The sequence below is a fragment of the Bradyrhizobium sp. CB1015 genome (assembly GCF_025200925.1).
Classification (GTDB): domain Bacteria; phylum Pseudomonadota; class Alphaproteobacteria; order Rhizobiales; family Xanthobacteraceae; genus Bradyrhizobium.
The window spans coordinates 4,703,000-4,723,477 of record NZ_CP104174.1 but is presented as its reverse complement, the minus strand read 5'-3'; the positions used below and the strand labels follow the sequence as shown (position 1 = coordinate 4,723,477).

The 20,478-nt window shown below is 64.4% G+C and carries 20 protein-coding genes; 8 read left to right on the top strand and 12 right to left on the bottom strand.

Annotated features, from left to right (window positions below; translation table 11 throughout):
* The first annotated feature begins 86 nt into the window (after positions 1–86).
* The 3 genes from N2604_RS21820 to fabA all read left to right on the top strand — a co-directional run bounded on the left by N2604_RS21820 (position 87) and on the right by fabA (position 3,450).
* Positions 87–1,595 (top strand): DEAD/DEAH box helicase, encoded by a 1,509-nt coding sequence (locus tag N2604_RS21820; RefSeq protein WP_260370286.1) that lies wholly within the window; start codon positions 87–89, stop codon positions 1,593–1,595.
* A gap of 164 nt (positions 1,596–1,759) precedes the next feature.
* The gene (locus N2604_RS21815; protein ID WP_260370285.1) at positions 1,760–2,827 is read left to right on the top strand and encodes a GGDEF domain-containing protein; all 1,068 of its coding nucleotides are present in this window, start codon (positions 1,760–1,762) and stop codon (positions 2,825–2,827) included.
* A 92-nt stretch (positions 2,828–2,919) separates the two neighbouring features.
* Positions 2,920–3,450 carry a bifunctional 3-hydroxydecanoyl-ACP dehydratase/trans-2-decenoyl-ACP isomerase gene (fabA, locus tag N2604_RS21810; RefSeq protein WP_260370284.1) on the top strand — a complete coding sequence of 177 codons (531 nt, stop codon included), beginning with the start codon at positions 2,920–2,922 and terminating at the stop codon, positions 3,448–3,450.
* A 55-nt stretch (positions 3,451–3,505) separates the two neighbouring features.
* Here fabA and N2604_RS21805 read toward each other — a convergent pair whose 3' ends face one another.
* The 9 genes from N2604_RS21805 to N2604_RS21765 all read right to left on the bottom strand — a co-directional run bounded on the left by N2604_RS21805 (position 3,506) and on the right by N2604_RS21765 (position 12,338).
* Positions 3,506–3,952, bottom strand: a complete 447-nt coding sequence (locus N2604_RS21805) for a TfoX/Sxy family protein (protein WP_260370283.1) — start codon at positions 3,950–3,952, stop codon at positions 3,506–3,508.
* 194 nt (positions 3,953–4,146) lie between these two features.
* Positions 4,147–4,548: an iron-sulfur cluster assembly accessory protein gene (locus N2604_RS21800; RefSeq protein WP_260370282.1), complete on the bottom strand. Its 402-nt coding sequence runs from the start codon at positions 4,546–4,548 to the stop codon at positions 4,147–4,149.
* Between the two features lie 49 nt (positions 4,549–4,597).
* A complete protein-coding gene (locus tag N2604_RS21795) occupies positions 4,598–4,969 on the bottom strand; it encodes an SUF system Fe-S cluster assembly protein (protein WP_260370281.1) in 372 nt (123 codons plus the stop codon).
* Entirely contained in the window at positions 4,966–6,213 is a 1,248-nt protein-coding gene (locus N2604_RS21790; protein ID WP_260370280.1) for a cysteine desulfurase, read from the bottom strand. The genes N2604_RS21795 and N2604_RS21790 overlap by 4 nt, the downstream gene beginning before the upstream one ends.
* Entirely contained in the window at positions 6,210–7,514 is a 1,305-nt protein-coding gene (gene sufD / locus N2604_RS21785) for a Fe-S cluster assembly protein SufD (protein WP_260370279.1), read from the bottom strand. The genes N2604_RS21790 and sufD overlap by 4 nt, the downstream gene beginning before the upstream one ends.
* 12 nt (positions 7,515–7,526) lie before the next feature.
* Positions 7,527–8,279 carry a Fe-S cluster assembly ATPase SufC gene (gene sufC, locus N2604_RS21780; protein WP_260370278.1) on the bottom strand — a complete coding sequence of 251 codons (753 nt, stop codon included), beginning with the start codon at positions 8,277–8,279 and terminating at the stop codon, positions 7,527–7,529.
* A gap of 62 nt (positions 8,280–8,341) precedes the next feature.
* Positions 8,342–9,838: a Fe-S cluster assembly protein SufB gene (sufB, locus tag N2604_RS21775; protein ID WP_260370277.1), complete on the bottom strand. Its 1,497-nt coding sequence runs from the start codon at positions 9,836–9,838 to the stop codon at positions 8,342–8,344.
* 114 nt (positions 9,839–9,952) lie between these two features.
* Complete coding sequence (locus N2604_RS21770; RefSeq protein ID WP_260370276.1) at positions 9,953–11,092, bottom strand: cysteine desulfurase family protein; 1,140 nt, start codon at positions 11,090–11,092, stop codon at positions 9,953–9,955.
* A 52-nt stretch (positions 11,093–11,144) separates the two neighbouring features.
* The gene (locus N2604_RS21765; RefSeq protein ID WP_260370275.1) at positions 11,145–12,338 is read right to left on the bottom strand and encodes an acyltransferase family protein; all 1,194 of its coding nucleotides are present in this window, start codon (positions 12,336–12,338) and stop codon (positions 11,145–11,147) included.
* Positions 12,339–12,514: 176 nt separating this feature from the next.
* Here N2604_RS21765 and N2604_RS21760 point away from each other — a divergent pair, with 176 nt between their 5' ends.
* A complete protein-coding gene (locus tag N2604_RS21760) occupies positions 12,515–13,354 on the top strand; it encodes a LytTR family DNA-binding domain-containing protein (RefSeq protein WP_260370274.1) in 840 nt (279 codons plus the stop codon).
* A gap of 346 nt (positions 13,355–13,700) precedes the next feature.
* Entirely contained in the window at positions 13,701–14,348 is a 648-nt protein-coding gene (locus N2604_RS21755) for an alpha/beta hydrolase (protein WP_025036034.1), read from the top strand.
* Positions 14,349–14,456: 108 nt separating this feature from the next.
* Here N2604_RS21755 and N2604_RS21750 read toward each other — a convergent pair whose 3' ends face one another.
* The 3 genes from N2604_RS21750 to N2604_RS21740 all read right to left on the bottom strand — a co-directional run bounded on the left by N2604_RS21750 (position 14,457) and on the right by N2604_RS21740 (position 16,876).
* On the bottom strand, positions 14,457–14,780 hold the full coding sequence (locus N2604_RS21750) for a multidrug efflux SMR transporter (RefSeq protein WP_260370273.1): 324 nt from the start codon (positions 14,778–14,780) through the stop codon (positions 14,457–14,459).
* Positions 14,781–14,784: 4 nt separating this feature from the next.
* Positions 14,785–15,462, bottom strand: a complete 678-nt coding sequence (locus tag N2604_RS21745) for a glutathione S-transferase family protein (protein ID WP_260370272.1) — start codon at positions 15,460–15,462, stop codon at positions 14,785–14,787.
* A gap of 310 nt (positions 15,463–15,772) precedes the next feature.
* Positions 15,773–16,876, bottom strand: a complete 1,104-nt coding sequence (locus tag N2604_RS21740; RefSeq protein ID WP_260370271.1) for an anhydro-N-acetylmuramic acid kinase — start codon at positions 16,874–16,876, stop codon at positions 15,773–15,775.
* A gap of 166 nt (positions 16,877–17,042) precedes the next feature.
* Between N2604_RS21740 and tyrS the strand changes: the two genes are divergently transcribed.
* From tyrS to N2604_RS21725, 3 genes are all read left to right on the top strand, one after another.
* Positions 17,043–18,296, top strand: a complete 1,254-nt coding sequence (tyrS, locus tag N2604_RS21735; protein ID WP_260370270.1) for a tyrosine--tRNA ligase — start codon at positions 17,043–17,045, stop codon at positions 18,294–18,296.
* Positions 18,297–18,352: 56 nt separating this feature from the next.
* Entirely contained in the window at positions 18,353–19,636 is a 1,284-nt protein-coding gene (locus N2604_RS21730) for an MFS transporter (protein WP_260370269.1), read from the top strand.
* Between the two features lie 219 nt (positions 19,637–19,855).
* Positions 19,856–20,290 carry a DoxX family protein gene (locus tag N2604_RS21725; RefSeq protein WP_260376285.1) on the top strand — a complete coding sequence of 145 codons (435 nt, stop codon included), beginning with the start codon at positions 19,856–19,858 and terminating at the stop codon, positions 20,288–20,290.
* The last annotated feature ends 188 nt before the right edge of the window (positions 20,291–20,478 follow it).

Sequence of the window (20,478 nt, the reverse complement as noted above, 5' to 3'; positions counted from 1 at the left end):
GCTTCTTTGAGAGCGCGCCGTTTCGGGGTGGAGCGCGACAGCCTTATTACCCTCGATTCCGAACGGCGGTTTCGACCAGAGGCTCAATGTCCTTTTCTCATCTCGGACTGTCCGAAAAAGTCCTCGCCGCAGTGGCGGCCACCGGTTACACCAATCCCACCCCCATTCAGGAACAGGCGATCCCCCACGTCCTCGCACGCAAGGACGTGCTCGGCATCGCCCAGACCGGCACCGGCAAGACCGCGGCCTTCGTGCTGCCGATGCTCACCATCCTCGAAAAGGGCCGCGCCCGGGCGCGCATGCCGCGCACGCTGATCCTCGAGCCGACCCGCGAGCTGGCGGCCCAGGTGAAGGAAAACTTCGACCGCTACGGCGCCGGCCAGAAGCTCAACGTCGCCCTCCTGATCGGCGGCGTCTCGTTCGGCGACCAGGATGCCAAGCTGATGCGCGGCGTCGACGTGCTGATCGCCACCCCCGGCCGCCTGCTCGACCACACCGAGCGCGGCGGCCTGTTGCTCACCGGCGTCGAGCTGCTCGTCATCGACGAAGCCGACCGCATGCTGGACATGGGCTTCATCCCCGACATCGAGCGCATCTGCAAGCTCGTCCCCTTCACGCGGCAGACCCTGTTCTTCACCGCGACCATGCCGCCGGAAATCCGGCGCATCACCGAAGCCTTCCTGCACAATCCGCAGAAGGTCGAGGTCTCCAGGCCCGCCACCACCGCCGTCACCGTGACGCAAGCCCAGGTGCCCGCCGGCCGCGAGGCGCACGAGAAGCGCGAATTGCTCCGCCGCCTGCTGCGCGAGGCCAAGGACCTCAAGAACGCGATCATCTTCTGCAATCGCAAACGCGAGGTCGCGATCGTTCACAAATCGCTGCAGAAGCACGGCTTCAGCGTCGGCGCCCTGCACGGTGACATGGACCAGCCGGCCCGCATGGCCGCGCTCGACCAGTTCCGCAAGGGTGAGCTGCCCCTCCTCGTTGCCTCCGACGTCGCCGCCCGCGGCCTCGACATTCCCGAGGTCAGCCACGTCTTCAATTTCGACGTTCCCCACCACGCCGACGACTACGTCCACCGCATCGGCCGCACCGGCCGCGCCGGCCGAACCGGCACCGCGATCTCGATCGTGACACCGCTCGACCAGAAGTCGATGGCGGCGATCGAGAAGCTGATCGGCCAGAGCATTCCGCGCGCCGAAGGCGACTATGACGTCCACGCCGAAGCGGGCGAACAAGGTGACCGTCCGCGCGAACAGCGCGGCCGCGAGCGTTCACGCGGCGGACGCGGCAAGCCGCAGCGCGGCGAGCGGCGTGGTCACGACCGGGAGCGCAACCACGAGCCGCGCGAGGCGCGTGGCGAGGCACGGCCGGCTCCCGAGGCGAGGCCCGCACGCGAGGCACGGCCTCCGCGCGAATCCAGGCCATCATCCGAGCCGCGCCATGGTGCGCGCCCGCAAGCGAATTCGTCGCATGTGCCCTCGATCGGCCGTCCCGAGCCGCGCCGCCAGCGCGAGGTCGATACCGAGCCGGGCGATCACTCGCATCTGCCGGCGTTTCTGCTGCGGCCGGTTCGCTCCCCCGCCGGCGCCTGAAGCGCGCTGGCGCTTCAGATTTCGGTTGAAAAACCTCGCTTTGCAATTTTTTGGATGCCCTATGAACGTATATTTACGGGGCGTTCACGATCGTCCGTTAGCCTACGAACATAATTTAAGGATTGCTGCGGTCGATGGCGCGTCGGCCGCTGTGGGGATGTTCAGTGATCAAGGTACTCGACGAACACGAACGCACGATGGCGTTCGCCGAGGTGGCGCTCGGTCAGATCCGATCGCTTCGACAGACGGCCATTCCCCGCAATTACGAGATCTGGTACGTCTACGCGACCGGCTACAACGCACCGCTGAACAAGATCATCAATGAGACGCTGGCGCGCAGCGGCAAGCTGACCGAAGCCGATCTCGAGCAGATCTACGAGACCTATCTCTCCCACATCAAGACCACCGACCGCATCGACAAGGTCGGCGCGCGCGTCGTCGGCGAGATCGACGACGTGGTGAAGGTGCTGGGCGAGGCGCTCGGCATGACCGGGGCCTACGATTCCAGCCTGTCGGGTGCGACCGAGAAACTGTCGTCGGCCGAGAGCCGCGACCAGATCAAGGCGATCGTCGAGGCGCTGCTGCGCTCGACCAGCGAGATGCGCGAGGCCAACAAGGCGCTGGAAGACCGGCTGACGCTGTCGAAGAACGAGATCAGCAATCTCCAGCAGAGCCTGGAGGCGATCCGCGCCGAGAGCCTGACCGATCCGCTCACGGGGCTGGGGAATCGCAAATATTTCGACCGCATGATCGGCATGGCCGTGCAGAGCGCGCTCGTCTCGGGCGAGCCGCTGTCGCTGCTGCTGTTCGACATCGATCACTTCAAGTCGTTCAACGATTCCTACGGCCATCTCACCGGCGACCAGGTGCTGCGGCTCGTCGGCCTTTCGCTCAAGCAGACCATCAAGGGCCAGGACATCACCGCGCGCTACGGCGGCGAGGAATTCGCGGTGGTGCTGCCCAACACCGCGCTGCGCCAGGCGCTCACGGTGGCCGATCACATCCGCCGCGCCGTGATGGCGAAGGAATTGAAGAAGAAATCGACCGGCGAGATCCTCGGCCGCGTCACCATCTCCGTCGGCGTTTCCATGCTGAGGGAGGGTGACGACACCGACGCGCTGATCGAGCGCGCGGACGCCTGCCTTTACGCCGCCAAGCGCAACGGCCGCAACCGCGTGATCTGCGAAGCCGATCCGGAATTCGCGATCGAGAGCCACAGCCGGGTGGCGTGAGGCGGCCGGCGCCGTTCTTGACATTCCTGCTTGCCAACCGACATCTTCCTCGCTGCCGTGGCGCCTGACGCGAGCATCGAGGACTCATCGCCTTGCCCAATCCTCATGATTTCCATACGCCGCAACCGTCCTACACCAGGGACGAGCTGCTGAGATCGAGCGAAGGCGGCTATTTCGGCCCGGGCAATGCGCAATTGCCAGCGCCGCCGATGCTGATGATGGACCGCATCACCGAGATCAGCCTGGACGGCGGCGAGTTCGGCAAGGGCCATGTCGTCGGCGAGCTCGATATCGTGCCGACGCACTGGTTCTTCGATTCCCATTACCGCGGCGACTCCATCATGCCTCCGACGCTGGCACTGGACGCCATGTGGCAGATGGTCGGCTACTGGCTCGGCTGGTCGGGTTCGCCCGGCAAGGGCCGCGCCATCGGCGTCGGCGAAGTTGAGTGCACGGGCGAAATCACACCGAACACACAACGCGTGCGCTACGAGGTCGCCATGCGCATGGTCCGGCGCGGCAAGCTGGTGCTCGGGATCGCTGATGGGCGTGTGCTTGCGGATGGCATATCGGTCTTTGCGGCGAAGGATATGCGAGTTGGTCTGACTAAGGCCACAGACTGAGGTCCCATAGGGTGGGCAAAGGCGCGTAAGCGCCGTGCCCACGATCTCGGCATGATCATTTCGAACGGTGGGCACGCGTCGCTTGGCCCACCCTACGAACATCCTTCTTAGCAGCCTTCTTCGCCACACGCTTCTTCGGCGCAACCTTCTTCTTCGCCGCCTTCTTCGCCTTCGGACGTTTCTTCACCTTCGCGCGCTGGGCGGTGGCGAGGGCCGCCCTCGCCCATTGGGCAAGCTCCGCGGAATCATCGAACAGGCGCGCCGGCAGCTCCCAGTAGGAGTTGACCACCACGGTCTTGGCGCGGGTCGAGTACTGGAACGGCTTTGAGCCTTCGGCTTCGAAATCGGGAATGGTCGTCTCGTCGGCGCGGAAGAACAGGCCGGCACGCAGTGACAGCGCGAAATTGACGCCATCGGCCGAGATGCCGTAGCCGGAGAACATTTTCCGGATGGTGACCGGGCCGAAATCGGCGAACAGGTCGATCAGGAATTCGCGGTCCATGCTCGCGCTCTCTCGTGCCCCGGACGCAGCGCAGCGTGTAACGGTGCGCTGCAGAGCCGGGGCCCAGTCTTCTGCACCGATGACTATAGCGTGGGTCCCGGCTCTGCGCAGCAGCGCCATAAGCGCGTTTACGCGCGTCTTGGACGCGCTATGGCGCTGCAGCGCGTCCGGGACACGAGAGGAGTGAGAAGGCGCTACCCGTCGATCTTGGCCGGCCGCAGCTCGACCGATTCGCCGCAGCCGCAGGCGGAGATCTGGTTGGGATTGTTGAAGACGAACTGGGCCTGCATCTTGTCGGCCTTGTAGTCCATCTCGGTGCCGAGCAGGAACAGCACGGCCTTCGGGTCGACCAGGATCTTGACGCCCTTGTCCTCGACGACCTCGTCGGTCGGCCGGATTTCGTGGGCGTATTCGACCGTATAGGACTGGCCGGCGCAGCCGCCGTTCTTCACGCCGACGCGCAGACCCACGATCTCGGAATCGGCGCGCTGGGTCAGCTCGGTGATGCGCTGGGCAGCAGCGTCCGTCAGCCGCATCACCTGCGGGCGCGGCCGCCGCGGCTTCGGAGTGGAGGATGGTGGTGTCGCCTGGGTCATGTTGTGTATGTGGTCCGTTGCGGAGCGAATTCAATGCGGGCCGAGGCCGTCACCACATGTTCAGCACGAGGCGGGCCTCGTCGCTCATGCGTTCCGGCGACCACGGCGGCTCCCAGACGACCTTGACGTCGACCACGCCGACGCCGGGCACGCTCGCGACCGCGTTCTCGACCATGGTCGGCAGCTCGCCTGCGGCGGGACAGTTCGGCGTCGTCAGCGTCATCAGCACGTCGACCGAACGGTCGTCCTTGATCTCGACCTTGTAGATCAGGCCGAGCTCGTAGATGTCTGCCGGAATTTCCGGGTCGAACACGGTCTTGAGCCCGGCGATGATCTCACGGGTCAACCGCTCGGTCTCCTCCGGCGGCAGCGCCGAATGGGTCTCCATCGGATTGGCTTTGATTTCGGCCGTGTCACTCATGCGAACAAATCCCGCGCCTTCAAAAGCGCCTGTGCCAGATGATCGACTTCTTCCCGCGTATTATACATGCCGAACGAGGCCCGGCATGTCGCCGTCACGTTGAACCGCTCTAAAAGCGGCATCACGCAATGGGTGCCGGCGCGCACCGCGATGCCCTGGCGGTCGATCACGGTGGCAACGTCGTGGGCATGCGCGCCCTTGAGCTCGAAGGAGATCACCGGGCCCTTGCCCTGCGCCGTGCCGATCAGCCGCAGCGAGTTGATCTCGCGCAGGCGCTCCTGGGCGTAGGCGGTGAGGTCGGCCTCGTGGGCGGCGATGCGTTCCTTGCCGATCGAATTGACGTAGTCGATGGCAGCGCCAAGGCCGACGGCCTCGACGATGGGCGGGGTGCCGGCCTCGAACTTGTGCGGCGGATCGCCATAGGTGACCCAGTCCTTCGCGACCTCGCGGATCATCTCGCCGCCGCCGTTGAAGGGCCGCATCGCAACAAGGTGCTCGTGCTTGGCATAGAGCGCGCCGATGCCGGTCGGGCCATAGATCTTGTGGCCGGTGAACGCGTAGAAATCGCAGTCGAGATCCTGCACGTCGACCGGCAGATGCACCGCGCCTTGCGCACCGTCGACCAGCACCGGAATGCCGCGATCATGGGCCAGCCGCACCACCTCCTTGATCGGAACGAACGTTCCGAGCGCGTTGGACATCTGGGTGATGGCGACAAGCTTGGTCTTCGGCGTCAGCAGCTTCTCGAACTCGTCGATCAGGAAATTGCCCTCGTCATCGACGGGCGCCCATTTGATCACTGCGCCATGGCGTTCCCTGAGGAAATGCCAGGGCACGATGTTGGAATGGTGCTCCATGATCGACAGGACAATCTCGTCGCCCTGCTTGATGTTCGGCTCGCCCCAGGACGACGCTACGAGGTTGATTGCCTCGGTGACGTTGCGGGTGAAGATGATTTCCTCTGTCCGGCGGGCGTTGACGAACTGCGCGACTTTTGCCCGCGCGCCCTCATAGGCCTCCGTCGCGGCATTGGCGAGGTAATGCAGGCCGCGATGCACGTTGGCGTATTCGGACGTATAGGCCTGCGTCATGCGGTCCAGCACGGACTGCGGCTTCTGCGCGGAGGCTGCGTTGTCGAGATACACGAGCGGCTTGCCGTAGACCTGCATGGCGAGCGCCGGAAAATCCTGGCGCACGCGCGCGACATCGTAGGCCCCGTTCTTGACTGCCGGATGCGTGCTCATGACCGCCGCTCCAGCCAGCGCTCGGCCATGCCCATCACGTGCTCGCGCAACCCATCATCGGCGATCTGCTCGATCGCCTCGCCGACGAAAGCCTGGATCAGCAGCGCCTGGGCCTGCTTCTCCGGCAGGCCGCGGGCCTTCAGGTAGAACAGCAGGCTGTCGTCGAGCGCGCCGGCGGTGGCGCCATGGCCGCAGGAGACGTCGTCGGCAAAAATCTCCAGCTCGGGCTTGTTGTCGGCTTCAGCCTCGTCCGAGAGCAGCAGCGCCCGGGTCATCATCTTGCCGTCGGTTTTCTGCGCATCGGGACGGACGATGATGCGGCCCTGGAACACCGAATGGCCGCGGTCGTCGATCACGGCACGGAAGGTTTCGCGGCTGACGCAGTTCGGCACGGCGTGGTCGACCACCAGCGTAGTGTCACCGTGCTCGGTCTTCTGCAGCAGGTTCACGCCATTGGCCGAGAGCTCGCTGCCCTCGCCCGAGAAGGTAATGAAGCCCTGCAGGCGGCTGACCGCAGCACCCGTGGTCATGTTGAAGAAGTTTAGCTTCACGTTGGCGCCGACGGTAACGAACTGTGAGGTGATGTTCACCGCATCGGGCGCATCGTCCATCAGGCGGATATGCGCGACATCGGCGTCGTCGCCGATCGAGACGATGACGGCATCGTTGACCTGGTAGGCCGCAGCGCCGGCGGCGACGAAGCTCTCGATGATGGTGGCGCGGGCGCCCTTCCCGATCCGAACCTGCGAACGGGTGACGGCCGAAGCCGACGCGGCGGTCGCAACATGGATGATCTGGACCGGCGCAGAGAGCTGCGCCCCATCCGCGATCGACAGCACCACGCCGTCGGTCGCCAGCGCAGCGTTCAGCGCGATCACGGCATCGCTTGACGCGGTCTTGAGGAGACCGGCATCCTTGTCCAGTGTCTCGCGCAGAGTCTTGAGGCTCGCTTCCGCGGCAAGCGCCTTCACGTCAGAGAGCTCGGCCGCGAACACGCCGTCGACCAGCACCAGCTTGCGGGCGCCGTCGAACGCATGCGCCTTGACCGCGTCCGCGGCGCGCTTCAGCGCGGCGGCATCGGGCGCGGCTGCCAGCGGCAGCACCTCGCCGACCAGCGCGCGCAGATCGGTGTATTTCCATTCCTCGATCCGGCGGTGCGGCAGGCCGAGACGCTCATAGGTCTCGAACGCCTCGCGGCGCGCCGCGATCACGTCAGGCGAACCCGGCAGGCGGCCTTCGGCGCTGGCGAACAGATCGCTCACCGCGCGGCCGCTTCCGGTCTTTGCCACAGCAACGTTCATCTTAAAAATTCCTTACGCGGCATCCTCGAACTGGGCGTAGCCGGAGGCTTCCAGCTCCAGCGCCAGCTCCTTGCCGCCGCTCTTCACGACGCGACCCCTGGACATCACGTGCACGAAATCGGGCACGATGTAGTTGAGCAGCCGCTGATAGTGGGTGATGACGACCATCGCGCGCCCCGGCGAGCGCAGCGCGTTGACGCCGTCGGCCGCGATCCGCAGCGCGTCGATGTCGAGGCCGGAATCCATCTCGTCGAGGATGCACAGGCTGGGCTCGAACAGCGCCATCTGCAGCACCTCGTTGCGCTTCTTCTCGCCACCGGAGAAGCCGACATTGACGCCGCGCTTGAGCATGTCCTGCGGAATGTTCAGCGACTTCGAGACCTCGCGGACCTTCTTGAGGAAGTCCGGCACCATCAGCTCGCTCTCGCCGCGCGCCTTGCGCTGCGCATTGAGCGCGGTGCGCAGGAAATTCATGGTGGTGACGCCGGGAATCTCGACCGGATACTGGAACGCCAGGAACACGCCCTTGGCGGCGCGCTCGTCCGGCTCCATCTCCAGCAGGTCCTCGCCCCTAAACAGGATCTGGCCGTCGGTGACCTCGTAGCCGGGCTTGCCGGCGATGACATGCGAAAGCGTCGACTTGCCGGAGCCGTTCGGCCCCATGATCGCGTGCACCTCGCCCTCGTTCACGGTCAGCGTCAGCCCGTGGAGGATCTCACGCTCCTCGACACGAACCTTGAGGTCTTTCACTTCAAGCAAAGCCATCTTGGTATCCAGTCTCTTCAATTGATGTTGGAGCGCGAGGTGCGCGCCGCGAGGGACGGCGATCAGCCGACCGATCCTTCGAGCGAGATCGAGATCAGCTTCTGCGCTTCCACCGCGAATTCCATCGGCAGCTGCTGCAGCACGTCCTTGACGAAGCCGTTGACGACGAGGCCGACGGCCTCTTCCTGGCTGAGCCCGCGCTGGATGCAGTAGAACAGCACGTCCTCGGAGATCTTCGAGGTGGTCGCCTCGTGCTCGAACGTCGCCGAGGAGTTCTTGGCCTCGATGTACGGCACGGTGTGCGCACCGCATTTGTCGCCGATCAGCAGCGAGTCGCAGGCGGTGAAGTTGCGGGCCCCTAGCGCCTTGCGATGCGCGGTGACGAGGCCGCGATAGGTGTTCTGCGACTTGCCGGCGGCGATGCCCTTGGAGATGATGCGGCTCGACGTGTTCTTGCCGAGATGGATCATCTTGGTGCCGCTATCGACCTGCTGGAAGCCGTTCGAGATCGCGATCGAATAGAACTCGCCGCGCGAATTGTCGCCGCGGAGAATGCAGCTCGGATATTTCCAGGTGATCGCAGATCCCGTCTCGACCTGGGTCCAGGAAATTTTCGAGTTGGCGCCCCGGCAATCGCCACGCTTGGTGACGAAATTGTAGATGCCGCCCTTGCCTTCCGAATTGCCGGGATACCAGTTCTGCACCGTCGAGTACTTGATCTCGGCATCATCCAGCGCGACGAGCTCGACCACGGCGGCATGCAGCTGGTTCTCGTCGCGCTGCGGCGCGGTGCAGCCTTCGAGATAGGAGACGTAGGAGCCCTTGTCGGCGATGATCAGCGTACGCTCGAACTGGCCGGTGTTGCGCTCGTTGATGCGGAAATAGGTCGACAGCTCCATCGGGCAGCGCACGCCCGGCGGCACGTAGACGAACGAGCCGTCGGAGAACACCGCCGAGTTCAGCGTGGCGTAGAAATTGTCCGAGGTCGGAACCACCGAGCCCAGATATTTCTGCACCAGCTCGGGATGCTCGCGGATCGCTTCCGAGATCGGCATGAAGATCACGCCGGCCTTCTTCAGCTCCGCCTTGAACGTGGTCGCAACCGAGACCGAGTCGAAGACGGCATCGACCGCGATCTTGCGGCGGGCCGGGTCTTCCTCGCCCACCTTGGGTTCGACGCCTTCGAGCATGGCGACTTCCCGCAAGGGGATGCCGAGCTTCTCGTAGGTCTTCAGGATCTCCGGATCGATCTCATCCAGTGACGAGACCGTCTTCTTCGGCTTCGGCGCCGCGTAATAATAGAGGTCCTGGAAGTCGATCTTGGGATAGTCGACACGGGCCCAGGTCGGCTCCTGCATGGTCAGCCAGCGCCGATAGGCTTCCAGCCGCCACTGCAGCATCCAGGCGGGCTCATTCTTTTTCTGCGAGATGAATTTTACGATCTCTTCCGACAGCCCCTTGGGGGCCTTCTCGGAGTCGATCAGGGTCACAAACCCATAACGATACTGGTCGACGTCGATGCGCTTCACGCGCTCGACCGTCTCTTGTACGGCTGGCATTCCATCCTCCGCTCGCGGTTTCAAGGACCGCGGTGGATCAAACTCGGACGAGTATTACGATATTTCTCCGCGGAAAGCACGGGCTTAGAACCGTTCAAGCCGTGTTTCGTCGCTTCAAGCCTTAAGTAGGGTATTACCAAGCTTTCGCCAAGCCTCTAACGCCCGATTGATGTCCTCGGGTTCGGTGGACCAGCCCAGACTGAGACGCACCGCTCCCTGAGCCATGGCGGGATCATAGCCCATCGCCGACAGAACGTGGGATGGCTGGACCTTGCCGGAGGAACAGGCGGAGCCGGAGGAGACCGCGATGCCCTCGAGGTCAAAGCCGATCACGGCGGTTTCGGCCTTCAAGCCCGGCGCGGTGAAGAGGACGGTATTTGGCAACCGCGCCACGTCTTTCGCAAAGACTGTCGTCCCGGCAACGTCGCGGAGGCCGTTTTCCAAACGATCTCTGAGGCTTGCCATGCGCTTCACATCCTCCGGCAGAGCCTGAAGCGCAGCCTTCACCGCCGCCCCGAAGGCGGCGATCCCGGCAATGTTCTCGGTTCCGGCACGGCGGTTGAGCTCCTGCCCGCCGCCCCGCAGCACCGGCTCCAGGCCGCCAATCCCTTCGGTCATCACCAATGCGCCAACCCCCTTGGGACCGCCGATCTTGTGCGCAGAAAAGGTGGCAAGGTCGGCGCCTACCGAATTGATATTGAGGGGTATTTTGCCAAGCGCCTGGATCGCGTCGACATGCAGCAGGCCGCCGGCCTCGTGGACGATGGTTGCAGCCTCCGTGAAGGGCTGGAGCGCGCCGGTCTCGTTGTTGGCGGCCATGATCGAGACCAGGGCCGGCGGGCCGTCCTTCAGCAACGCCTTCAAATGACCGAGGTCGACCACGCCGGAGTGCGTGACCTGGATCAGTCCGATCTTGTCGGCCGGGAACCGGCCGCCGGCCAGCACCGAGGCGTGCTCGACCGCCGAGACCAGCAGCCGCTCGACAGGTCCGCCGGACGGGCCCCGTAAGCCCGGCGAGAGCGCCAGCGCATTGGCCTCGGTTCCAGACGAGGTGAAAACGATGTTGCGCGGCTGCGCCCCGACCGCAGCTGCAAGTGTCGCGCGAGCCGCTTCGACCAGCCGCCGCGCCTCCCGCCCCTCGGCATGGACCGAGGATGGATTGCCGACCAGGTCGAAGGCCGCAACCATCGCCGCCCGCGCGTCGGGGCGCAGCGGCGTGGTCGCATTCCAGTCGAGATAGACCCGGTTCGGCATCTGGCCCTCTTAGCACCTTTTGTCGTCCGGCCAATCGGATGGCGTGCGCTCGTCAGGCCGGCTGCTGCTGCTCCACCCGGCGCAGGGTTCGCGGCACCGCCCGCAACCCGAACAGCGGTCGCAGCCAGGCAACGCGCCGGACGATTTCATAGCTCGCCACACATATGAGCGCGGTTCCAAGGATGACGATGGACGCTTCGATCCCGGCCGGCATCCCGCTGTCGCGCAATTGGTGCGCGATCACGATGATCGCGGTCTGATGCACGATGTAGTACGGGAAGATCGCATCGGTCAGGTAGCGCCGCGCAGGGCCGTCGGCTGTGAAGGTGCGCCGCGCAAAGCCCAGCACGGCGGCGATCGCGAGCCATTGATAGCAACCATAGGCCGAGGCGGCGAACCACCTCAGCGCGGGCGACGGCGCAAACAGGCCGGCGCGCACCAGGATGAAGGCAGCGAAGCAGGCGGAGGCCGCCAGCAGGGCCACGGAGCGCTGGCGCTCGAGTTCGCGCCAGATTCCCTCCTGCTTGGCCAGCAGGAAACCGATCAGGAAGGCCGTCGCGTGGTCCGCGTGGTTGTACCAGTCGCCAAACAGCGCATGTGTCGAGGGGAAAGCCGGGAACAGCACCAGGCGCCAGGCCGCAAACAGCAGGCAGGGCGCGAGCAGCAGCCATGGGCCGGCGAGCACGCCAGCCAGCTTCCGGCCAAGCCAGTCAGCTCCGGCCGGCCACAACGCGAGCACGCCGATCAACGCCATCGTGTAGACCCACAGATAGACCACGAACCAGAGATGGTTCCAGGTCGGCAACACGATGCAGGGATTCGGACAGAACTGCGCGCCGAAGGCAAAGTAGTGCCTGGTGTAAAAATCGAAGAAGCCCGCGGGATAGCCGAGGCTTTCGACGATCTGCAGATAGGACTGCGGCGGCACGATCACGAGCATGCCTGACATCAGCGGGATCAGGAGCCGTGCCGATCGCGCGCCGGCGAGCGAGGCCAGGGCCGACTTGCCGAGCATGAAGCGGGTGGCAACCCCTGATACCAGGAACAGCAGCGACAGCCGCCACGGGTTGACGAATAGCATCACCGGTTCCAGCCAGGTCAGCCGGTGCGCGCTCTTGATGTGAAATCCCCAGGACACGTAGAGCATGCCGACGTGGTAGAAGATGAGCAGCCCGAAGGCTAAAATCCGCACCCAGTCCAGGTCGATACGCCTTTCAGAGCTTTGGGATTGCTGTGGTGTTGTCATGGTTTTCTGCTCCTTGACGGGACGACGAACGCGGTTTTGGGGCCATGGCTGACACCGAAAATGCTCCGCCTGCGGCGCGCGTCGAGCCGGTTTGGGATCAGAATCGGTCGCGAGGGGATGAGCCGTCAGCGGCTGGGACGAGTCGCGGGTCTTTCGGGATCAGCGGCGGCGACCGGATGATGTTCGCAGCGATCGCGGCCGTCGCGCTCGCAATCGGAATCGTCAATGCGTTTTCAGGCGCTCAGGACGCGGCGTGGCGCGGCGACAGCTACGACATCGGCCGGCGGCTGTTCTGGGAGATGTCGAGCATCGCCGTCATCCTGCTGTTGCTGCCGTTTCTCGTCTTGGCGGTCCGCCGCATGCGCCGGACACAAGGCCTCGCCGCACAGGCGGCGATCGGGGCGATCGTCCTGCTCGGCTTCTCCACCCTCCACATCACCGGCATGGTCTGGGTGCGGAAGCTCGCGCTCTGGCTCGCCGGCGGCGCCTACGATTTCCGTTTCTCGCTCGCGACGGTCCTGTACGAATTCCGCAAAGACGCCGTGGCCGTTGTCCTGATCGGCGCCACGATCTGGCTGCTCGAAAGCCGGCGTGAGCTGAAGAGCGCCGCAGCCGCTTCGTCGGCGCCGCCCGCCCCGCCACACCCATCGTCCCCCGACTTGATCTGGCTGCGCGACGGCACGAGCCGCATTCGCGTGGTGCCGCGCGACATCCTCTGGGTGGCGTCCGCCGGCAATTACATCGAATACAGCCTCGCCGACGGCACCCAGCACCTCATTCGGGGCACGCTCGCGGCGGCGGAAAGCGAGCTGGCGCGCTTTTCCATTGTTCGCGTTCATCGGACCAAGCTTGCCAATCTCGACCGGGTGCGTGGCGTGGACCTCAAGCCGTCAGGAGATTTCGAGCTCGCCTTCGACAACGGCCAAACGCTCGGCGGCAGCCGGCGTTACCGGCCGGCCGTCGCCTCGCTCGGAAGCCGAACCGCTGCGGCGGGAAGCGCCCCCGGCGATCCATAAACAACTGTGATTTCAATGGGTTGAATACTGCCCTCGGGCAGGACGGCCGGCCCTTGCCGTGCTTCGGTTGATTCCGGCAGTCCCCGTCCTCGGAGGCGAGCCAGAGATGACATTGCCATGACTGGCTAAGCTCTTGAGCTGATTGAGAGATGTCGAAGAAGCTTGCTTTTTGACCCTGGCCTTGTGTTAGAAGCGCGCGTCAGTTCACCCGCGCGCCACTCGCGCATCATCCGAGGGCGCGCCTTTCCACCCTTCATCCGTGCTCTCGTCGGCGGCAACGCTGCGAGAGCCATAATCGGACGATTGCGCAGGGATCACCTCCAAGGGACTAAATCAGAGATCATCCATGCCTGAAGTCATTTTCACCGGCCCTGCCGGCCGCCTCGAGGGCCGCTATCACCCGGCCAAGCAGAAGAACGCGCCGATCGCGATGATCCTGCATCCGCATCCGCAGTTCCACGGCACGATGAACCATCAGATTGTGTACCAGTGCTACTACGCCTTCGCCCATCGCGGCTTCTCGGTGCTGCGCTTCAACTTCCGCGGCGTCGGGCGCAGCCAGGGCTCGTTCGACCACGGCACCGGCGAATTGTCGGACGCCGCCGCCGCGCTCGATTGGGCGCAGACCATCAATCCCGAGGCGCGCGCCTGCTGGGTCGCCGGCTTCTCGTTCGGCGCCTGGATCGGCATGCAGCTGCTGATGCGCCGCCCCGAGGTCGAGGGCTTCATCTCGATCGCGCCGCCGGCGAACCTCTACGACTTCTCGTTCCTCGCGCCCTGTCCGTCCTCAGGTCTGATCGTGCATGGCGAGAAGGATGCGGTGGTGCCGCCCAAGGACGTCAACACGCTGGTCGAGAAGCTGAAGACGCAGAAGGGCATCGTGATCGACCAGCAGATCATCCCCGGCGCCAACCACTTCTTCGATTCCAAGCTCGAGCCGCTGATGGAAACCATCACGGCGTATCTGGACATGCGCCTCGCCAACGTGCGGTGAAAACTCGGTAGCCCGGATGGAGCGCAGCGCAATCCGGGAGACTCTATCCCTGGAAGAAGACCCGGATTGCGCTTCGCTCCATCCGGGCTACGGGGCTGAATTCGTGGCTCAAGCGAGCTTGAGCGCGACGATGCCGATCAAGACGAGCGCGATGCCGGCAAGCTTCATCGCGCTCAAGGTCTCGCCGAACAGCACCACACCCATCAGGAAAGTGCCGGCCGCGCCGATGCCGGTCCACACCGAATAGGCGACGCCGACCTCGAGCACCTTCAAGGCGCGCCCGAGCAGAAAGACGAAGGCCGCGAGCAGCACAAGCGAAGCAACGCTCCAGCCTGCCCGCGTGTAGCCTTCCGCGTACTTCATCGAGATCGCCCAGCCGACATCGAGCGCGCCGGCGATCACCAGCAACAGCCAGGCCATTGATTGCGACATGCGCTCAGGCCGCGAGCTTGAGCAGATGCGCGTCGTGGCGCATGAGGAACGCGCGCAGCAATTGCGGATAGTCCGCGCCGACCGCGCTGCGCACGCTCGGGCGCTTTGCGAGCTCGGCGCGCCAGGCGCGAACCTTCGGCACGTCGTTGAAAACGCCGTGCGCGGTCAATTCGTCGAACAGATCGAAATAGCGGAAGATCGGCGCGAACACGGCGTCGACGAGACTGAAGGCCTCACCGGCAAAGAACGGGCCCGTGCCGAGCGCGGCCTCGACACGCGCGAACTTTGCGACCAGCGCCTGGCGCTTGCTTTCGAACGTCGCCGGGTCGGTCGTCGTTTCCAAGCCCCAGAGGTCGCCGAGGATCGCCGAGCCGAACTCCATCCAGGCACGGTGCTCGGCCCGCTGCAACGGATCCGCCGGATGCAGCCTGTGGCCTGCTTGCGTCTCCTCGATGTATTCGCAGATCACGTTGCTCTCGAACAGCGCGACCTCGCCCCTCTCGGTCGTCACCACCAGCACCGGCACCTTGCCGAGCGGCGAGAGCTTCAAGAACCAGTCCGGCTTGCTCGCGAGATCGATGTCGATCCGCTCGAACGGCACGCCCTTCTCCTTCAGCGCAATCACCGCGCGCTGCACATAGGGACAAAGCTTGTGGCTGATCAGTTTCAGTGAAGGGGTCATGGCAAGGATCCCGGCAGTTAGATGCGATTGCATCCAATATAGATGCAACTGCATCCAATCGTCAAGATCCATGCACCTGCATTAACTGCCAAATATTAGCCCGGGAGCTTCGAGTTTGAGTTTGCCGGACGGGGATAGTCTTCAAATCCCGGGCAGTGGCAATCTTTGCAGCTGCACCTATCGCCCTCCAGATGATGATAGCCGATGGGATGCTGGCAATGGAGACAGGTGCCCCGCAAACCATCAGAGGGACCCGGAGGAAAACCATTCGTAGAATCGTTCAAGTTCGGTCTCCTCGCAAAGCCCCGCTTCACGGCCTGGCGATCACCCCGCCGGTCATCGGCATCGGCACGCCCGTGGTCGCGGGATAGGACAATGGCAGGCCCTTCATTCCGCGGACTGCAAGAAAGCCGAAGGCCTGCGCCTCGATGGCGTCGGAGGCCCAGCCGAGGGTCTCGGCGGCCTCGACCGTGGCCTGGTCCACTCGCTCCCGCAGCATCCGCAGCATGGTTAGGTTGCGCGCGCCGCCGCCGCAGACGATCCAGCTGCGCGGCCGGCGCGGCAGAAGAGGAATGACGCGGGCGATCGCGGCCGCGGTGAAGGCGGTCAGCGTCGCCGCGCCGTCGGCAGGCAGCACCTCGCCGAGCCGCAGGGCGGCAAAATCGTTGCGGTCGAGCGATTTCGGCGGGGGGCTTGCGAAGAACGGCAACTCCAGCGCTCGCGCGATCCAGGCCTCGTCCACCTTGCCGAGCGCGGCGAACTTTCCTTCGGCATCGAACCCCTGGTTCATGGTGCGGTACATGAAATCGTCCAGCAGCGCGTTGCCGGGACCGGTGTCGCAGGCGATCAACGTATCGTTGCCGTCGATATAGGTGATGTTGGAGACGCCGCCGATATTGACCACGACGATCGGCCCTTCGCGCTCCAGCGAATGGGCGAGTGCGCGGTGGTAGACCGGCACGAGCGGCGCTCCCTGCCCACCGGCCTCGACGTCGGCGGCGCGGAAGTCGTGCATTACCGGAATATGGATGGTCCTTGCCAGCGCCGGCGCGTCGCCGATCTGCACCGTCAGCCGTCTTTCGGGCCGGTGCAGCACGGTCTGGCCGTGGAAGCCGACGATGTCGATGTCCTCCGCCCTCATCCGATTCTGGGCGAGGAAAGCCGCGACCGCCTCGGCATGGGCCTGCGTCACCGCACGCTCGGCATCGCCCAGAATACCCGGGCGGGCGTCGCGTTGCTGCAGATGCACGGCCTCGCTCAGCGCCTGGCGCAGCAGGTTGCGCTCGGCCGGGCCGTAGGGCCGGTAACTGGATGGTCCGAACGCCTTCACCTGTTTTCCGTCGGTTTCGATCAGCGCGACGTCCACCCCGTCCAGCGAGGTGCCGCTCATCAAACCGAGTGCCGTCAACATCATGGACCAGCGTCCTCAAGAAACCCGCCCTGGCATGCCGATCTTGTGCCAGAGGGACACATCTTATAATGCCAACGCGCCAAGTGGCGGGCGGCCAATCGGGTTCCCGCGAAAGACCCTTAAATTGCTCCCAAAACGGTAAACCAAGAATTGTCAGGCCGGCCTCCAGATGACTGCATTTAAATCGGATTTCCTCAACATCCTGCAGGAACGTGGATTCATCCACCAATGCTCCGATTTCGAGGGGCTGGACGCGCTCGCCGCCAAGGGCGAGGCCATGGCCTATGTCGGCTACGATTGCACCGCCCGCTCGCTGCACATCGGCAACTACCTGACCATGATGATGCTGCACTGGCTGCAGCAGTCCGGCAACAAGCCGATCACGCTGATGGGCGGCGGCACCACCATGGTGGGCGATCCCTCCGGCAAGGACGAGACGCGCGCGATGCGCACCATTGCCGAGATCGAGGCCAACAAGGAATCGATCCGCGGCGTGTTCGCCAAGGTGCTGCGTTACGGCGAGGGCAAGAGCGACGCCGTCATGCTCGACAATGCGGAATGGCTGACCAAGCTGAACTGGATCGAGATGCTGCGCGACGTCGGCCGGCACTTCTCGGTCAACCGCATGCTGACCATGGATTCGGTGCGGCTGCGCCTCGAGCGCGAGCAGGAGATGAGCTTCATCGAGTTCAACTACATGGTCTGCCAGGCCTACGACTTCGTCGAGCTGGCCAAGCGCACCGGCTGCCGCCTCCAGATGGGCGGCTCGGACCAGTGGGGCAACATCATCATGGGCGTCGATCTCGGCCGCCGCATGGGCACCCACCAGCTGTTCGCGCTGACGACGCCGCTGCTGACGACCGCCTCGGGCGCCAAGATGGGCAAGACCGCGCAAGGCGCGGTGTGGCTCAACGCCGACCAGTTCAGCCCGTACGACTTCTGGCAGTACTGGCGCAACACCGAGGACGCCGACGTCGGCAAGTTCCTGAAGCTGTTCACGACGCTGCCGATGGCCGAGATCAGAAAGCTCGAGGCGCTCGGCGGCTCGGAGATCAACGAGGCCAAGAAGGTGCTCGCAACCGAAGCGACCGCGCTGCTGCACGGCCGCGACGCCGCGAACGAAGCCGCCGAGACCGCGCGCCGCACCTTCGAGGAAGGCGCGCTCGCCGAAAGCCTGCCGACCGTGGAAATTCCGCGCGGCGAGCTCGACACAGGCCTCGGTGTGCTCAACGCCTTCGTCAAGGCCGGCCTCGTCGGCTCCAACGGCGAAGCGAGGCGCCAGATCAAAGGCGGCGGCCTGCGCGTCAACGACGTGCCCGTCACCGACGAGAAGATGGCGCTGTCGGCAGGCAATCTGACGCCGGAAGGCGTGATCAAACTGTCCTTCGGCAAGAAGAAGCATGTGCTCCTCAAGCCTGCATAGCCGTATGAGCTTTTCACTGCTTGTCAGGGCGCCGCGAAGCGCGCTCCCTGACGGCAATGGACCAGAACACGCCCAAGAAAACGACAGCGAAAACGACAGCGGAAACGAGCAAGGAACGGATCGGTAGCACTCGGCAGGACGCGGTGCGCACCGCACTCGTCGTGCTCGGCCTGTGCTTCACGCTGGCTGTTCTTGGCCGGGGCTTGAGCGAAAGCTTCACGGTCTTCCTCAAGCCGATCTCGGAAAGCCTGGGCTGGGATCGCGCCCAGGCCGTCTCGATCTACTCCCTCACCTGGCTGGTCAGCGGGCTGACCGCACCCTTGGTCGGGCGCCTGTTCGACCATTCCGGCCCACGCATCGTCTATGCGCTCGGCTTGCTCCTGCTCGGTTCGGCCTTTCTGATCGCGAGCCACGCGCAAGCGCTGTGGCAATTCCAGCTTTCGATCGGCATCTGCGTCGGCATCGGCGTTGCCTTCATCGGCAATGTGCCCAACTCGATCCTGCTCGGCCGCTGGTTCGGGCCACGGCTGCCGACCGCCATGGCGGTGGTCTATTCGGCGATGGGCGGCGGCGTGCTGGCCTTGCTGCCGGCCTCGCAGCTTCTGATCGATCATCTCGGCTGGCGTGAGACCTACCAGCTCTACGGCCTCGCCGCGCTCGCCCTGCTGGTGCCGCTGCTGCTGCTGCCCTGGCGCATGTTCGCGGCCGGCTCACCGCACGTCGCCAAGAAGAGCGATCCGGACTTCGTCGACAGCGGCTGGACGCTTGTGAGCGCGATGCGTCACCACGCCTTCTGGGCGCTGTTCTCGACCTTCTTCTTCACCGCGGTCGGCATGTATGCGATCGCAGCCCAGATCGTGGCCTATCTGATCGATGCCGGCTTTCCGCCGCTCCAGGCCGCGACGGCCTGGGGTTTTTCGGGCGTCGTGCTGGTGTTCGGCATGCTCGGTGTCTCCGCGCTCGACGGCCTGATCGGACGCAGGCCGTCGGTGCTGCTGAGCTACGCGATCTCGATCCTCGGCATCGCCCTGCTCTGGCTGCTGCAATACTATCCGAACGTCGTCCTGCTCACCGGCTTCGTCGTTTGCTTCGGCAGCATGATGGGCTCACGCGGGCCGCTGATCAGCGCCACCGCGATGCGGATATTCCAGGGCAAGCGCGTGGGCACCATCTACGGCACGATCTCGATCGGCAGCGGCCTCGGCTCGGCCTTCGGCTCATGGAGCGGCGGCCTCATCCACGATGCCACGCACGGCTACAATCTCCTGCTCGTCTTCGCACTTGCGAGCGTGATCCTCGGAATGATTCCCTTCCTGATTGTGCCCGCCTTGCGGCGTTAGGTATCTCACGGGTAACCTGATCGTATTCGTGTTACCGGAAAATTACGGATGGGACCGGGGCGAATACGCGCAAAAAAAGCGGATCACACACGGCTGAAACCCCGGCCTGCGGTGTTATGTCCGACATGACAAAAATGTCAGCACGAAATTGATCCTGGGTGACTTGCGAGGAGGAACCGAATGCGATCCAAGTCGCTGCATTGGATAGAGGGCAAACCAATGGACTTTCCTTATCTCTCTCGCTTTCAACCGGTTCTCCTGAGCCTGTTCCGCTTCGTCACCGGCCTGTTGCTGTTCCAGTACGGCGTCGCCAAGCTGTTCAAGTTTCCGGTGCTTCCCTACTTCGCCAACATCCCGCCGCTGATCTGGACGGCCGGTGCGCTCGAACTGGTGCTCGGCGCGCTGCTGATCATCGGCCTGTTCACCCGGCTCAGCGCGTTCATTCTCTCCGGTGAGATGGCGTTCGCCTACTTCATGGGACACATGTTCAAGGGCGAGGCTCCGGTGTTCCTGCCGCTGCTCAACGGCGGCACTGCGGCGATCCTGTTCTGCTTCGCCTGCCTCTATCTGGCGGCATCCGGCGGCGGCTCGATCAGCGTCGATGCCGCAATGGGCAAGGAAAGCGACGCGGGCGGCGCGTACGCGCGGCGCTGACGCGGGTTTCTGAATGGCAAAGACGGCACCGGCAGACCGGCGGTGCCGTCTCAGCGCGTCCCCGGCACGTTCCAGATCAGAACGAGGGCCGCGACGAGCAGCAGAGACATGATGATGCGATGAACGAATCGAGTCATTGCATGTCCGTCCAAACTCTCTAGCTGCCAAAACCCAAGATCGATTCTTTC